This window comes from Prevotella sp. P5-92, assembly GCF_002251245.1.
In the GTDB taxonomy this organism is placed as follows: domain Bacteria; phylum Bacteroidota; class Bacteroidia; order Bacteroidales; family Bacteroidaceae; genus Prevotella.
Window position 1 is genome coordinate 33,059 of record NZ_NPJG01000009.1, and the last position, 16,250, is coordinate 49,308.

General features: G+C 50.0%; 10 protein-coding genes. 2 read left to right on the forward strand and 8 right to left on the reverse strand.

The genetic code is table 11. The features are described 5' to 3' along the window. Window positions 1-81: 81 nt before the first annotated feature. Window positions 82-2,076: a hypothetical protein gene (locus CIK99_RS01735; protein ID WP_144007860.1), complete on the reverse strand. Its 1,995-nt coding sequence runs from the start codon at window positions 2,074-2,076 to the stop codon at window positions 82-84. A gap of 177 nt (window positions 2,077-2,253) precedes the next feature. Continuing rightward, entirely contained in the window at window positions 2,254-3,612 is a 1,359-nt protein-coding gene (locus tag CIK99_RS01740; RefSeq protein WP_094379154.1) for a redoxin family protein, read from the reverse strand. Between the two features lie 220 nt (window positions 3,613-3,832). Between CIK99_RS01740 and CIK99_RS01745 the strand changes: the two genes are divergently transcribed. Continuing rightward, window positions 3,833-5,311 carry an L-fucose/L-arabinose isomerase family protein gene (locus CIK99_RS01745; protein ID WP_094379156.1) on the forward strand — a complete coding sequence of 493 codons (1,479 nt, stop codon included), beginning with the start codon at window positions 3,833-3,835 and terminating at the stop codon, window positions 5,309-5,311. Between the two features lie 193 nt (window positions 5,312-5,504). Beyond that, entirely contained in the window at window positions 5,505-5,759 is a 255-nt protein-coding gene (locus CIK99_RS01750) for a helicase associated domain-containing protein (RefSeq protein ID WP_094379158.1), read from the forward strand. Here CIK99_RS01750 and CIK99_RS01755 read toward each other — a convergent pair. The 6 genes from CIK99_RS01755 to CIK99_RS01780 form a co-directional block, all read right to left on the reverse strand. Next, window positions 5,752-6,777 carry an esterase-like activity of phytase family protein gene (locus tag CIK99_RS01755; RefSeq protein ID WP_254047684.1) on the reverse strand — a complete coding sequence of 342 codons (1,026 nt, stop codon included), beginning with the start codon at window positions 6,775-6,777 and terminating at the stop codon, window positions 5,752-5,754. The genes CIK99_RS01750 and CIK99_RS01755 overlap by 8 nt on opposite strands. 154 nt (window positions 6,778-6,931) lie before the next feature. Further along, entirely contained in the window at window positions 6,932-8,248 is a 1,317-nt protein-coding gene (locus CIK99_RS01760) for an acetylxylan esterase (RefSeq protein ID WP_094379160.1), read from the reverse strand. 198 nt (window positions 8,249-8,446) lie between these two features. Next, complete coding sequence (locus tag CIK99_RS01765; protein WP_254047685.1) at window positions 8,447-10,033, reverse strand: fibronectin type III domain-containing protein; 1,587 nt, start codon at window positions 10,031-10,033, stop codon at window positions 8,447-8,449. A 38-nt stretch (window positions 10,034-10,071) separates the two neighbouring features. Further along, window positions 10,072-11,892, reverse strand: coding sequence for a RagB/SusD family nutrient uptake outer membrane protein (locus CIK99_RS01770; protein ID WP_094379162.1), 1,821 nt, complete (start codon window positions 11,890-11,892; stop codon window positions 10,072-10,074). Window positions 11,893-11,915: 23 nt separating this feature from the next. Continuing rightward, window positions 11,916-15,128 (reverse strand): TonB-dependent receptor, encoded by a 3,213-nt coding sequence (locus tag CIK99_RS01775; protein WP_094379164.1) that lies wholly within the window; start codon window positions 15,126-15,128, stop codon window positions 11,916-11,918. A 138-nt stretch (window positions 15,129-15,266) separates the two neighbouring features. Beyond that, window positions 15,267-16,250, reverse strand: a complete 984-nt coding sequence (locus CIK99_RS01780; RefSeq protein ID WP_094379165.1) for a pectinesterase family protein — start codon at window positions 16,248-16,250, stop codon at window positions 15,267-15,269.

Consider the following 16,250-nt stretch of genomic DNA (forward strand, 5'->3'; position numbering starts at 1 on the left):
AAACCAAGAAGAGCTCCCTACGATCATGGCTGACAACCGTAGAGAACTCCTCGTTAACTAATTATATTCTCTCTGAAAAAATTATTGTGCAATCATTTTCTTAGCTCCGTCGGCGGTCTTCACGATGACGATGCGGTTCTTCATACCGCCATTAAGCGCCTTGCCGCTGAGACAGCGTCCCTGGAGGTCGTACATCTTCACACCCTGTGCCTTGTCACTGACGGCGATGTGGTCAATGCCTGTAGAGCTCTTTGTTGCAGTCACATTCTCATAAAGAGCAAGACACTTCTTCACCTCGTTCCAATTGCTGTCGTATGTTATCTCAAAGAGACTGAACGACGCGATGCTCAGTGTGCCGTCGGCATTACGTGTGATGCTGAGTGGAGAGGTAGAGCCGTTCATGTCGTATATCTTCCAGTATTTCGCACCCGGTTCCACCGTCTTGACATACTTGTCAGTTGCCATCTCTGCCTTGTCGGCATCTTCCTCTGAAGGAGTGAAGCGGATGCCGCCATAGTTTGCAGCATTTGCGTCCTCGGTGATGAAGGTAGTGATAAACTGTCCGTAGTCGCCTGCAGGCTCGATGACGATTGGGAAGGTCTCTGGATAGTCGCCGTCAACATATTTTGTGACGGTGGCTGTTGCCTGGTATGCGCCGTCCCATGTCAGTTCCACAGGAGCTACTGTAGAGATGGTGATGTCTTGCATGCCTGCAACAGGTGTGTTTTCTACTCCATAAGCTCCCTTGAAGATAAAGAAGTTGGACAGAGTGAACGTGCCGTCGTCGTTACGCTTGAGGGTAAGAGGAGTCTGACCACCATTGGCATCCACCATCTTGTACCAAACAGTATTGTCATCGCTTGACTTCAGATAAGCGGCTCCATAAGGACCGGTGAGCGAAATCTCAGCCACGGTCGGGTCTTCGTCAGAGATAGTAAGTTTAAGACCGCCATTGTTTACATTACCCACATTGCATCCTACTATTGATGTAAGATAGTAAGCGTCGATGGCATCGTAATACGTTATCTCGAAGTCGGACTCTGCGGGGAACGGATCAGCGCCTTCTGTGAAGTCGAGCATGTCGGCTACTGTCATCTTAAACTTGCCGGCCCATGAGAACTCAGGAGCATCGGTCTGCTTCTTTGCGCTACCGTTCATCCACCACTGTACGGTTGCTGGTTCCTCGCCTGCCTTGGTGATGATCACGAGTGCAGAGCCAGAGGGCATTGCCTTCTCTGAAGAATAGGTGAATGTAAACTTACCTGTGAGGTTGCCGTTTAAGTCTGCGAGATAGTATGCCTTAGCCTCGTCGATGAGCACATTGTCAAACGGTATGGCCAGGGTGTTGCCGTCGAAGGTGGCATCGAGAGTGAATGGGCTGATGCCTTCGATGGTCACGGTAGCCTTATAAGCCTCGGCGCTGCCATCCTGCACAAGGGTGAGCATGTAATTGTCAGGGAGGACAGAGCCTTCCATAGTGCCGTAGTCACCAGCTCCCGTCACCTTCCAGTCGCCGCTGATATCAGGGATGTTGATGGTCTCAGCCTCTATGAGTGTGAGCCTTACATTAGTATATTTCGCGAATATCTCGCATGTGCTTGCTTCATAGTTGCAGTTGCCTACGAGCGAGAAGTCATTGCAGGTCATAGCCTTTGTCTTAGGGTCATAAACAAAGACGAGCGACTCTATTTGTGTTTCACCGAAAGGATATGTACCATTGATGTCCGAATAGTACAGTCCACCCATTGCGCCGTAGCTGTTACCACTGGGGTTCTTTACCTGGAATTTGCATGTCTCGGTGTTGATATTGCTCACCTTCATGGCCTCCGTAGCATTGTTCACGGCGAAGCCTGTTATCTGTGCTTCAAAGATTTTGGCTGCATCTTTGGTGATCACCACTTCGCCGTCCTTGACGAAATGAGCCTCAGAAGCCTTGCCTGCATCTGTCACTTCCACGTCGGCGGTGAACTTATACTTTCCGAAAAGGTCGGCCATTGATGCCACCTGTGCCTTCGCGCCGACAGTGCCTATCAGCATCAGGCATAATACAATACTTAACGAGTAAATTTTCTTCATGTTATTCTCTCCTATGATAATTGGTTTGATTATTATTCATGTTTCAATGCCATTGAGGCATGGGATTTCGATGCCTTTGAGGCTGGCGGTCTTACACGAGGTAAGACCCAACAACGGCAGATATTGGCATTCCATAGATGCCGTCGGCGTTACCGATGCGTTGCGATGGCAGACAATTTATTTCAGCCCCTCAAGCAGTTCCTTCAGGGCGAGTCCCATACTTGGACGCGGTGCGTTGTACATATAGAGTTTCCCTTCCTTGTCGTAGATGAGGAAAAACGGGATGCCTTTCACGTTGAGAGCCTTGCCTAATGTGCCCTCACTGTCGTGCCATTGGTTGCCATGCACCTGCAGGTCGGCCATCTTCTTTTTCCAAGCCTCCACCTTCTGATCTATCGAAATGGAGAGGAATACCACGTCCTTGTTCTCCAGTTCCTTTTCTAACTTTTGCAGGTGAGGCACCTCGCGGCAACAGGGTACACACCACGATGCCCATAGGTCGATATACACATATTTGCCGCGCAACTGCGAGAAGTCCATCCTCTTGCCGTCCTTATCCTTCAGCACCACATCTGTCGGGAACGGACTTCCCTTGATGGTGGAGCGGTTGGCGACGAACGTGCTGAGATACTTGCGGTCGAGATTATATTTTTCTGTGACGGCAGTTAACTCCGCTAAGCCACGGTCGTAGTTGTTCTGATAGTCAAACCGACTGAGGTATTTCTCCATCACGTTGGCTCCCACCTTATTAATAATATCTCTACAGCGATAGTTGCCGTAGAGCGAGTCGATGCTTGCCTCAAGCGAAGCCCCGCGAGGCAGGAAGTTGGCTATCAGCGTGGGAGTGATGGGGAAGAGGGCTGCCATGGGCGAATCAATCACCTTGTATGGGCGCTCCATCACCTCGTGTGCCTTCAGAGGCAGAGAGTCAGGGCGCACGCCGAGAATATTTGGCAGCGATACAAAGGCATTATATGTGGCGGTATAGCCCCAGATATTGATATATTGCGTCACCACCTCATTGCAGTCGTAGATCGACTTGATTGAATCGGCAGCATGCTTATATCCCTTTATCATACTGGCAATCATCTCCTTTGACGATGGGCGCTTCTCCCACAGCATCCTGTCGGCAGACGCCACATACATTCCCATCGCTGAGAGAGCCTCGTTGTCGGTATTGTCTTTAGCCATAGGAATAGTGCCGTCGAACGTCAGTCCGAGGTTAAGACTATTCCCGCTGCCATCGGCATAGAAAGGTACGATGGTCTGTAGGCGATTGCAAATATAAACCAGGTTATATAGTCCATCGGGTGAGGGTTCAACAGTAGCCGTGAACTTCTGTCCGTCACGAGACATCTCCACAGCCTTCACATCGCCGCCTACAGTCATCGGCTGTACATAAAGCTGTGCGTCATCCACTCCTTCGCCTTGACGATCGAAGGATACAACTACATTCTTTGCCTGAGCCAAAGCAGCGTCAGCAAAGCCAAATGCCATTATCAGGCTTATCAATAATCTTACAGAACTCTTTACCATACATGTTGTCTTTCGACTGCAAATATAGGATATTTCTTTTATTCCTCCAAATTTTTTCTCTTATATTATCAATAATACAGCCATAAATCTTTATTTTATTAAAAAAATGACAGAAAAACCACAAAAAGATTTGGTCATTTCGCAACAAATGCTTACCTTTGCTGCACAAAACTGATATAGTGACCAAATTATAATATTAATATAAACAAATAACTTTATTATGCAAAGTACTAACATTCCACAAGTGAAGCTCGGCCTCATCGCCGTTAGCCGTGACTGTTTCCCAATCGCTCTGTCAACACAGCGTCGCGAGAATATCGTGAAGGCTTACAAGGGTGAGCTTTTTAACTGCCAGACTACAGTAGAAAACGAGAAAGACATGCTCAAGGCTGTAGCTGAAGTGAAAGAGGCTGGCTGCAACGCTCTCGTTGTATTCCTTGGCAACTTCGGTCCTGAGACTCCAGAAACCCTTATCGCAAAGAACTTCGATGGTCCTTGCATGTTTGTTGCAGCTGCAGAAGGCGACGGCGACATGATCAATGGCCGTGGCGACGCTTATTGCGGTATGCTCAACTGCTCTTACAACCTCGGCATGCGCCACCTTAAGGGTTATATCCCTGAGTATCCTGTAGGTACAGCAGAGGAAGTGGCTCAGATGATGGCTGAGTTCGTGCCAGTAGCACGCGTCATCCTTGGTCTGAAGGGGCTGAAGATCATTACCTTCGGTCCACGTCCACAGGACTTCTTCGCCTGCAACGCTCCTATCAAGGGCTTGTATGAACTCGGTGTAGAGGTAGAGGAGAACTCTGAGCTCGACCTGCTCGTAGCTTACAAGAAGCACGAGAACGACCCACGCATCGATGCTGTTTGCGAGGATATGGCAAAGGAAATGGGCGAAGGCTGCTACTATCCTTCTCTCAGCCGCCGCATGGCACAGTTCGAACTTACACTGCTCGACTGGGCAGAGGAGCACAAGGGCTCTCGCCAGTATGTGGCATTCGCCGACAAGTGCTGGCCTGCATTCCCAAGTCAGTTCGGCTTCGAGCCTTGCTACGTCAACAGCCGTCTCGTAAGCCGCGGCATCCCAGTAGCTTGCGAGGTTGACATCTATGGCGCCCTTTCTGAGTATATCGGTATGTGCGCAAGCGACGACACCGTCACTCTGCTCGACATCAACAACTCTGTACCAAAGTACATCTACGACGAGGATATCATCGGCAAGTACGGCTATAAGCTCACCGACACCTTCATGGGCTTCCACTGCGGTAACACTCCACAGTGCAAGATGTGCTCTAACCGTAAGATCAAGTATCAGCTTATCCAGAACCGTCTGCTGGAGAACGGCGGCGAACCAGACTTCACACGCGGTACTCTCGAAGGTGATATCGCTGCCAGCGACATCACATTCTATCGTTTGCAGTGCGACTCTCAAGGCAACCTCCGCTCTTACATCGCTGAGGGTGAGGTCCTCGACGTTCCTACACGCTCGTTCGGCGGTATCGGTATCTTCGCTATCCCAGAAATGGGCCGCTTCTATCGCCACGTGCTCATCCAGAAGGGTTATCCTCACCACGGAGCTGTTGCCTTCTCTCACATTGGCAAGACTCTCTTCGAGGTGTTCAAGTATCTCGGCATTCAGGACATCGCTTACAACCAGCCAAAGTCACTGCCATACCCAACAGAGAATCCTTGGGCATAATAATCCCGTCAATACAATACGCACGAGAGGTAGGTCAAATGACCTACCTCTCGTTTTTAGTACCAAGACACATTGGTGACGAAATAATAATATCCTTACCTTTCAGTAATGGAAGTTAAAGAAGTTAAAGAAGTTAAGGAAGTTAAAGAAGTTAAAGAAGTTAAGGAGGTTAAAGAAGTTAAAGAATATCTATATGAAAAACGCTTTACGATGGCAACAGAACTACGACCTTCTCAAAGCCTACATAGCCGAGCATCATCAACTGCCCGACAAGAAGAAGGTTGAAAACCGGGGACTGCTCAACTGGTGGAAATACAACAAGAAACTCATTAAACAGGGCCGTCTGCCACATGAACAGCTGCTGATGCTTCTGCAACTTAACGAGATGCGCACCAAGAGCAACGGCAGCTTGGTAGATATAGCCTCCTCTGAACCATCACTCACTTGATGATCACCGTGCGCAGATAGTCGTGCAAGACATTGGCTTTCTGGTCTTGTGAGTCGCATATCATCACAAGCACCTGCGAACCGTCGTTGAGCTTCGGACCGAGACACATACCCTCATAGTTGGCAAAGTCGTTCTTCACTCCCTTGATGACGGTCTTAAACTGAGTCAACAACTTCTTGTGCAAAGCCACCGAATAGCCTTCCTCAGAAGGATCGACCACATACAGCTTACAGTTTACAAACGACCCTAACTTCATCTTCGGTACATAGAGTTCGCGTTCAAGCACTATGACTCGGCCGTCGTCAAGGGCACATACGTCTGCCACCCCCATGGCATATCCATTTGCCGTTTTCGACTTCAGTACAGGATAGTCCATCAGATAAGGGTACTCAGCTACAAACTTCAGGTTCTCGTCAAAACAGAGAAGGCGTAGGTTGTTCTGCTTCTTGTTCTTCTGGGTGCATGCCTCTCCGTCCATAGGCAACACGCTCTCACTGACAGTCCAAAACCTGCGTGTGACAGGATTGTAAGAGAGAGACTCGAAGCCGAGGTTTGGTCTCGACTGCCGGAAACTGTCGGGCACGGCGAGCTCACGTCCTGTACGATGACCATTGTCGAGACGGTATTCAAGAATTCTGTTACCAGTCTCGCCACTGATAAATATGGTGGAGTCTTGTGCCACAAAGGCTATGCCCTCGTTGTCGCGGCAGGCATAGTCCTCGCCACGAAACTCGTTGGAATAGGCATGTGAGATCTGTCCGGTGTCGGGGTCGATATTTATGTGGAAGATAAAGAATCCGTCGCGCTTCGACTTGTCGCTAACGACGGCATAGAGGCTGCCTCCAAGCCATGTTATTCCGCTGTAGTTTCCAGGTGGCACTGTCTCGGGGAAATACACCTGTTCGTTGACCTTTGCCGTAAGGTCGCGTTTCATCGTTGCAGTCTGCAGAACATCGCCCTGTGCCATAGCCATATTGACCGATAGTGCCAATAGGGCTGAAAGTATCATCTTCTTCATATTATCGCTCATTTTTTATTGTCTGCAAAAGTACAACATTATTTTTGTCCAACCAAGAATTCTAATATTTTTTAGAATAGTTTCAGAAAAAGGTGATATACTCTACTTTAGCAAGCAAGGGCTGTTAACTCATGAAGATGAACAAAGCGGCCTCTTATTCGAGATTGGACATCATCCACTTGAAACATTTGTCCTGACTGTTAGGGAAACGCCAATGGCCGCTGCTTGGGGTGATGTCAAACTGCTTGGGAGCGGCGATCTCATTCCATACAGACCAGATAGACGTAGGCGAACAGGTGTCATCGCTGTACCCCCAACTCATAAAGGTGGGGACACGCAGCGTGCGCGCGAAATTGACCACATCAAAATAAGGGAGAGTTTCCAACGCCTGCTCTACTGGAATATCGACGACTCCGTCAGCATAAGTACCCGAGAAAAACTTCGGCCAACCGCCCGCCCTGTCATGAAGAAAACCAGTGAGGTCGCTCAGTGCCGGATAGAACGGGGCGCAAATGGTGACCTTCTCGTTGAGAGCGGCCGTGATGACTGACAGAGCGCCGCCTTGCGAACCTCCTGTGACGATGACGTTCTTGCCGTCCCAGTCGGGTAGCGAACAGAGGAAGTCAACGGCGCGGGCACATCCTACATACACATCTTTATAATAGTAAGTGTCCTTGGAAGCCATTCCACGACGCATATATCCCGCGCATTTCCCTGCACGCATACTATTGTACTCATCGTCAGGCAGACGCTGGTCGTTGTCGTGGATCTCGACCTTCAGATATGTCATGCCTGCCTTTGGGAAATAGTCGGAAGGATAGATCTTCTGACTTCCCGCTCCTGGCGGAACAAGCACCACGGGATGCTGTTTGCCGTCTAACGGACGGGAGAGATAGCCATAGATCCACTTCTCTTTGCCTACATGCAGTCTGACGAGCTTGGTCTCTATCTTGTCGTCAGTGGCGTCAGGCACGTCAAAATACTCAGGAGAGAGCTCCACCTTACGGGCTTCGCGCAGCGCACGCTGCCAAAACTTGCTGAAGTCTTTCGGCATGACTGTAAACGAACGGATGGATTCTGGCGAATACGCCACTTTCACGAGGTCGCGCTGTAGCTTCCCTCCTGCCATAAACTCATACTGACAAGCGAGGAATCCTGGCTCAGCCATCGTGCCCATACGTATTACCGCCTCGCCTCCAACAAAGACGGTGGAGTCAGCGTTGGCCGGCAGAAGCATCTCCGGTCCAACCTTATACTTCACGGTGACACCATTGAGCGGCACTCCTCCCTCGCGAGCATAAATACGTAAGGTGGCAGGCTGCCCTTCTGTGTAATGACTGTCGCTATGGTCAGGCACTGCCACTACCTCAACGAATGTCTTCCTGGGAGAACCAAACTCCTGACGAAACTGCTGGGCGTTGGTCACCACGCAGCAAACAAGAAATATAAAAGAAACGAGAACTCTTCTCATAAATGATGATTTTATATATTATCCGATGCGAAGTTACTAAAAGTTTTGCACTTCAACAAACTTTTCAATGACAATTATAGAAAAAGAAACGTAAACCTTTACGTAAACAAATAGCCTTGCTCACTAAAAAAATAGCGAGCAACATCTCACGATGCCACCCGCTATCGGTTTTTATACTATCGAAAGACAAACTATGTCTTACTTATACCAGCGTGAAGCGCCAACTTTGAGCTTGCTGACATCTTCGTTGCCAATGGTGAAGTCGCCGTTGGCGGCATCCTTATATTTAGGATCGTCAACAGGCTTGCCCAGCTCGTCGATGAAGAGGTTGGTCTTGCCACCGTCCGCACCGTCGAGGACGTTGAGCTTAGAGCAGTTGAAGTATGCGTTGTTCTGGAACTCAGGAACGCCAGTCTTCGCCTGGTTGCTCCATACGGCACCTGTGTTGGTGACGAGGTTGTTCTTCCAAACGATAGAGTTGCCCTTGTAGCGTACATAGAGCAGACGCTTGCCGCCGTTGGCACAGCCGTCGATGGTACAACCGTCAACAGTGACTACAGGTGAGCCGCCGAGCGAAGAAGCATCGTCGTAGCGGATGAAGTCGCGTGCTGCACAGCTGTTGTACATGGTACAGTTGATGAAGTTCAGAGCGTCGATACGGCCCTTGCGGCAGTCGAACATATCGCCACCGTCGCACTCAATACCATGGATGAGGGTGTTGTTGAACTCGAGCTTGCTGACTGTAGCAGCAACATTGAGGTAGTAAACACCCTTGCCGAAGTTGCAAACCTCAGAGTTCTGGACGAGGAGCTGTGGATATGTCACGTCGGCTGTCTTGAAGTTGAATGCCTGGTCGGTGGTTGAGTTGGTAGAACCATCGATGATCACCTGGTTGATTTCAAGAGATGCACCGTCGTAGATCTCGAAACGACCCTGGATAACAGGGATGTTTGTCGGATAGATACCCTTAATGACGATGCTCTTCGTAACCTTGGCGGCACTTGTCTTACCCTCTTCCTCAGAGTCGGGGAATCCATACTTGCCACCGAAGAGAGCAAACACCTCTCCATCCTCAGCTGCCTCGATCATGGTACGGAGGTCGTCGCCCGGACGTACAAGGGTAGCGCCGTTGAGGTCGGCGATGGTAGTAAACGATTTTGAACCACGCTGCTTCTCGCCGTTGTAGAGGCGAACGGTGTAGGCTGTCTCGGGAGTGAGTCCGTCAACGATCACCTTGCCTGCAGCCACTTCGTCGGCAGTGAGAGCCTGCTCCTTCACGAGTGCTTCGTCAGAATAAACTCGAACAGCTGTGGCAGTTTCGCCGGCAGGCCATGTGAGGATGACGCTACGGTCGGCGATGTCGCTCTCAGAGACAGAGTTGAATATCTGCTGGGCTGACGTGCGGAAGAACACGGTGCTCCACTTTGAGTTGCGGCTTGCGTCGTTATTATCTACGGTCATCACACGAGCTGAATACTTGGTGTCATATATGAGACCTGTCACCTTTACCTTTGCATACTCAATGTCAGTCCAGGTGTTACTTGGGCTTCCCTCGAAGGTGAGGCTGTCGTCCTGGAATATCTCGATGGTGTAAGTCACGTCATCGTGCGACTTTGTCCATTCGAGAGTGATGCTGTTTTCTGTGGCACTCTTTGCCTCAAGTCCGATAGGAGCGAAGTCGCGGCCAAGCAGTACGCTGGTGAGTTCTTCAGAAGCGTCGCCACAAGATGTAAGGGCGAGCGAACCCAACCCTAACATCATTGTATATATAAGTTTTTTGTTCATGATAATCTTTCTTGTTATTGATTATTGTTCAACGTGGATTAAAGCTGGCCGAGGTTGCCATCGTTGTTGAGCATACCATTGCTCTTGTCGATGAAGGTCTGCCAGATAGGCCAGAAGTAGTTGAGACTTGGCTTCTTGACGTATATACCTTCTATATAGTCGTCGGTAATGATGTTTGAGCCGTCCTTGCTTGCCACAAACCAGTCTTTTGCAGCGTAACCGTCTTCCTTGAGGTTAGATCCCTGGTCGTCGGTGTCGCCGTGGTTAAGACCGTAGATGAGGATGTCCTCACCATTGTCGGCGAGCTTCCAGTAGATCTTCTCTGGCAGGTCGGCGTATGCACCCTGACGGTTTGCGAGGTCAGTAAGCTTCTGCTTTGCCTCGGCCATCTTCTCGTCGATGATACCCCAGCGCACGAGGTCTGCCTTGCGGAGAGCCTCGCCTGCAAACTCAAAAGCACGCTGCTCAACGATACCAGCCTGGAATGCCTCCTTGCTTGCGGTATATTTTGCCTGAAGAGCAGCAACCTTTTCAGCAGGAAGGGCACGGTCGAGCACCGGCTTCATATACTGCCAAGCTGAAGAAGGTCCGTCGAGATAGTTGACAGCCTCAGCAGCCATGAGATAAACGTCGGCAAGACGCATGTACTGCCAGTTCACACCGTCGTCGTTGGTAGATGTGACGATACGCTTCATCCACTCGTAGCGGAGCTTGCCGAAGCACCACTTGTTGATGGCGCGGAGCTGCTGGTGAGACTTGCCCTCGGTGAGTTCCTTGCTCCAGTCGTAAGGTACGCAGGTGATATCGCGGCGGATGTCGTCAACATCGTAGTCGTAGTAGAGGTAAGGCATCGGGCCGTTTACACCACCCTGAGCCTGCTGAGTATATTGGTCCTTGGCATTGTGCTTAACACCCCATGTGTAGAGCACACGTCCACGACCGTCAGAGAACGGAATCTCCCAAAGAGACTCGTCGCCGGCTGTGACGTTGTCCTGACAGAGCTTCACGAAGTTTGACTTGAAGTCGCCGAGCTTGTTGCAGCCCTGGTTGATGATGTCAATACACTCGTCCTTCACAATCTGCATCATCTTGTCCTGAGTGAGTTCAGGGTCAGAAGAGCGTGTGTAGCCGTTGCTGCGGAGAGCATAACCACAGGCGTAGAGAGCGATACGTGCGCGAAGAGCCTTGACGAAAGACTTGCTCACACGCTCTGTCGTCTTGGTGATGGAGCTTTCCTTTGGCCAGTAGCAATACTTCTCAGCCTCAGCGAGGTCAGCAAGAAGATGCTTGTAGATTGTGTCCTTGCTGGTACGTGGCAGATAAACGTTGGTAGGATTGTTTGGCTCGAAGCGGGCAGGCACGTCGCCCCATGCCTTCACGAGGTCGTTGTAAACCACGGCACGAAGGGTAAGAGCCTCGCCGAGGAGGTGAGCCATATCCTTGTTCTGCTCTATATTGCCATTCTTGCGTATGCCTTCGATAGCGAGGTTTGCACGCTCAATGCCTTCATAGAACTTTGCATAGGCATTGTTGTCGGTATTCATCTGACCGTTGGTGGGCAGTGTTGAGTAATTCCACAAGCCCTGCTTATCTGTTGCCTGGTCCTTGAGTGAAGGATATGTACCACTACCGGTCTCGAGGTCGGTGTTAAGTCCATAGTAAGGCAGGAATCGACCACGGTAAGAGTTGGTCTCGCCGAAAGAAATGTGGATGGACATCACCTCAGCTTCGGCAAGAGAGTAGGTGGAGAACACCGATGACTCATCCAAGGTGGATATCGTTGGCGCATCCATGTCGCATGAGCTTACCACAGCGGCAAGAGACATAGCCAAAACTGATGATTTTATATATTTGTTCATAATATGTACCTTATTTATATATATTAGAAGTTCAAGTTCATACCTACTACGAATGAGCGGCTGCGTGGATAACCTGAGTAGTCAACACATGGTGTGAGCGAAGTGGTGCGGATACAGTCAGACTCTGGGTCAACACCTGAGTAGTCGGTGATGGTAAACACGTTGTATGCTGTTACGTAGAAGCGGAGGCTGTTGATACCTGCCTTCTTGGTGATGGCAGCCGGCAGTGTATAGCCAAGAGAGAGTGTGTTCAGACGGAGGAACGAAGCATCCTCGATAGCCCAGTCTGTAAGCACCATCTTGCTCATGTAAGGCGACCACATGGTGGTGTTCTTGTTCATCTCGGCGAGCTGAACAGGGTCGTTGCAGAGTGTACCGTCGGCATTGAGGTTGGTCCAGCGCTTGCCGTCAGCCATCTCGGTGATCATGTTACGATACTGATACTTACCTGTAGATGTGAACTCAATCTTGTTGGCATTATATATCTCGTTGCCTACAGAGAAGTTGAACTGTGCTGAAAGGTCGAAGCCGTAAGCACGGGCATTGATTCCGAAACCTCCTGAGAAATCTGGGTTGACATCGCCAATGATGACATTGTCTTCCTCACCGATAGTGCCGTTGCCCTTACCGTCTTCACCCGGCTGATCAACAATCTTAAGCGATCCTGGGCGTACTGTTCCGATAACTGGAGTAGCATCGGCAACACCTTCCTTCAGGATCCACTTGCCGGTCTTGTCGTCGTAGCGTTCGAAGTCGCTAACCTCGTAGCGGCCTGCGCACTGGTAGCCACGAATCTGTCCTACAGGCTGGCCAACAGCGAGCCAGTAGTCCTGACCGATTTCGGTAGAAGCCCAGCGGCTGTTCCAACCGAAGTCTTCCATAGCACCGAGGTCCTTGATCTTATTCTTATTGAAACCAATGTTACCATTGATGTCAAGACCGACATTCTTCTTGTTGATAGCGTGCCATGTGGCTGTGATTTCAAGACCCTTGTTCTCTGTCTCACCCATGTTACGATACTGGTTGTCATATCCTGTACCACCTACAGGGAAGGCAATCAGAAGGTCCTTGGTTGTATTGAGGTAAGCCTCAACGCTACCGCTCAACTTGCCGCCGAAGAGTGTAAAGTCGAGACCAACGTTACGTGTGATGGTGGTCTCCCACTTCAGGTCTGGGTTTGCCATAGTCTTCGATGGAGCCCAGAAGCTGGTGAAGCCATTCACCCAGGTAGAAGTCTTGAGCTCATATGTCTGCGAGAGCTGGCCAACAGGGATGTTGTTATTACCGGCAGTACCGTAAGAGAAGCGGAGCTTCAAGTCGTCGAGCCACTTCTTGGTTCCCTTCATGAAAGGCTCAGAAGAGATACGCCATGCTACGGCTGCTGAAGGGAAGTACCCCCAACGGTTACCGGCTGCAAACTTTGAAGATGCGTCGGCACGGAATGTGGCGCTAAGCAGATACTTGTCCTTGTAGTTATAGTTGGCGCGGCCAAAGAAAGAGAGGAGCTTGTCGTCTGCACTGTAAACGTCGTCGATCTGATAAGGAGTGCCCTGAGAGGTGAGCTTCCATGCAGTAGCTGCATCGAAGTCAACTGGGAAGCCGTGAGCCTCGTTGGTGTTGACACGCTTCTTGGTGATTATGTACTCGTGACCGGCGAGGACGTTAAGGCTGTGGTCTTCGCTCTTGAGAAGCTTCTTGAAGTCGTAGCTGATGGTATTGGTGTTACGGAAACGATGACGGTTGGTGTCGATAAGACGGATGGCCGGCATGTTCTGGTTTTCACCTGCAGGTACGTTCTTTACATAATATGTGGTAAGACCGAAGAACTTCTTGTCATATTGGTTGTAGTCGTCATAACCAAACTCGGTCTTGAGACGGAGGTTGTCAATAACTTCCCATCCGAACGAACCGGCAATGTTAAGAGTCTTCTTCTCGCGCTCCATGTCGTTGTCGCGCTGTGCCTCAACAGGGTTGTAGAGGTTACCGAGGTCGTCGTCGGCAGCACCGGCAGAGGCGTCGAGGTTTGCGAGAGGAATCGGGGTGTAGATTACAGAGTACTTCAGACGGCGGTCGGTGTCGTAAGCACCGGCAGCATCCTGAGCACCACCACCATATACGTCTGTGTCAGAGTAACGAGCCTGGAAGTCGAGAGTAGTGCGCTTTGTAGGCTTGGTGTTCAGCTTGAGGCTGAAGTTGTCGCGCTTGTAGCTTGAACCGAGAAGGATGGCCTTGTCGTTCATGTGGGCATAGCTGAAGGCATACTTCACCTGGTCAGTACCGCCGGTGATATTCACGTTGTGGTTGAAGGTGTTACCTGTGCGGCCGTACATCACGTCCTGCCAGTCGTTGCCCTCGATGTCCTTGTAGAGGTCGAGATCCTGATACTCTCCGAAGTACTGTGTGTAAGAGCCGAGGTCGTTCTCGTTCTTCAACAGGGCGAGCTCATACTGCCATTTTGCGTAGTCGTAGGTGTCGAGCACGTCGAAGGTGTTTGCGATCTTCTTCCAGCTGTAGTAAGCGTTGTAGCTCACGTTCACCTTACCGCTCTTACCGCTCTTTGTCGTAACGAGGATAACACCGTTAGCACCACGCGAACCGTAGATAGCAGTAGAAGAAGCGTCCTTAAGGACGGTGATGTCCTCGATGTCGGTAGCGGGGATGTCGGAGATGGTTTCCACTGGGAATCCGTCAACGATGTAGAGAGGATCGTTGCTCTGTGTGATAGAACCGCCACCACGCACACGGATCTTCACCTCAGCGTCAGGCGAACCTTCAGTAGTGGTCACCTGCACACCGGCCATCTTACCGGTGAGAGCTTCTGAAGCCGAAGCCACAGGCACTTCTGCAAGAGCTTTGTTGTTTACGGTAGCAACCGAACCGGTGAGGTCCTTTTTGCGTACAGTACCGTAACCGATCACCACGAGGTCGTTAAGGCTTGTTGCCTCGTCCTCGAGAGTGATGTCGAGTTTTGTTTTGTTTCCCACCGTGACGGTCTGTGTCTTCATACCGATGTAAGACACTACGATCGGGTTCTTGCCCGAAACCTTGATGGTGAAATTACCGTCGAAGTCTGTCACGACGCCATTTTGCGTACCTTTTTCAAGGACACTCGCACCGATGACGGCTTCTCCACTGGAGTCTTTTACCGTACCGGTGATTGTTTTTTGCGCAAATGCGAGGAAACAAACCATCGTCATTACCAGAGCCATTGAGGCTCTTCTTAACTGTTGTTTCATACGTTTGTCTTTATTTAGTTAGTATATAAAAAATTTATTATTCGTTTTAGCAATATGGAGTTTGTTCTATTCCGGCTGCAAAGTTAAGCAATAGTTTGATATTTATCAAGTTTTTTTCGGAAAATTTTTGTTTTTTGCTTAAAAAACTTTATTTTTTTGCATAAAAGGGGGCTTGTTCCCACCGAAAACCTCTTCTAAAGTGATATTCTTAACTTCTTTTTTGCTTAGTTGACGACTCCATTCCACCCTCTTAGTGGTGTCGGCTCCCGCTCCGGTGTTGTTATATTCGAGATAGCGGGCGGTCTCTTCGCGGTTTTTCTGCCAGTGATGCCATCCTTGTGGAACAATATGCGCTCCGAGTTCGCATTCCATAAAAAGCGTGTAGCCATAGTCGCGCCACGGGCGTCCGAGGAATACCTTGTCGATGCCTTCGTCGGCAGTGAGCCGACAGGCATGGAAGACATAGCCGTAGGGCTGGTCGGCTGGTGTGGAGGCGGCGGTGATATAGGAGTTGGCCTTGCTATGTATGGTACACTGTTCAAACCATGCCGTTCCGGGTCCGAAGATAAAGTCGGTGGTACCTTCTATATAACAATGGTGAAAATACTGTCGTGCACCTGCCACACCGGTATATACCGTATCTTGATGACCGAGCAGACGGCAGTTGACAAACGTGAGGCAGTCGCCTTCGGTATGCAGTGCCACGGCCTGTCCCAGTCGGGCGGAGTTATTTTCTATCGTGATATTCTTGAATGTGATATGGCTTCCTTCCACCTTTATGGTGTAAGTGCGGAATGTGCCCATACCGCTTGGGCGTTCTTGTGTCTTGATGTTGGCATGGTCGTCCCATGTGATGATGGTGTTCTCAACATCCTCGCCGCATATTTCTATATTGGTGAGCCAAGAGGGCACGACGAGTTTCTCCTTGTAGGTGCCTCGTTTGACGAATATCACCTTATGATAGTCCATAAATGCTCTGCACACCTCTATGGCATCATCGATATTGCGGAACTCTCCCGTTCCGTCGCGTGCCACGACGAGTGTGTCAGGATTGTCGTATTTGCTTGCGGCAGTGGCTGTCAGTGACAGCAATGTCAGGAGGGAAATAATTATCTGTTTCAT

Coding starts and splice junctions, on each gene's coding strand:
- CIK99_RS01735 (WP_144007860.1), bottom strand. CDS start 2,076: ATGAAGAAAATTTACTCGTTAAGTATTGTATTATGCCTGATGCTGATA.
- CIK99_RS01740 (WP_094379154.1), bottom strand. CDS start 3,612: ATGGTAAAGAGTTCTGTAAGATTATTGATAAGCCTGATAATGGCATTT.
- CIK99_RS01745 (WP_094379156.1), top strand. CDS start 3,833: ATGCAAAGTACTAACATTCCACAAGTGAAGCTCGGCCTCATCGCCGTT.
- CIK99_RS01750 (WP_094379158.1), top strand. CDS start 5,505: ATGAAAAACGCTTTACGATGGCAACAGAACTACGACCTTCTCAAAGCC.
- CIK99_RS01755 (WP_254047684.1), bottom strand. CDS start 6,777: ATGAAGAAGATGATACTTTCAGCCCTATTGGCACTATCGGTCAATATG.
- CIK99_RS01760 (WP_094379160.1), bottom strand. CDS start 8,248: ATGAGAAGAGTTCTCGTTTCTTTTATATTTCTTGTTTGCTGCGTGGTG.
- CIK99_RS01765 (WP_254047685.1), bottom strand. CDS start 10,033: ATGAACAAAAAACTTATATATACAATGATGTTAGGGTTGGGTTCGCTC.
- CIK99_RS01770 (WP_094379162.1), bottom strand. CDS start 11,892: ATGAACAAATATATAAAATCATCAGTTTTGGCTATGTCTCTTGCCGCT.
- CIK99_RS01775 (WP_094379164.1), bottom strand. CDS start 15,128: ATGAAACAACAGTTAAGAAGAGCCTCAATGGCTCTGGTAATGACGATG.
- CIK99_RS01780 (WP_094379165.1), bottom strand. CDS start 16,250: ATGAAACAGATAATTATTTCCCTCCTGACATTGCTGTCACTGACAGCC.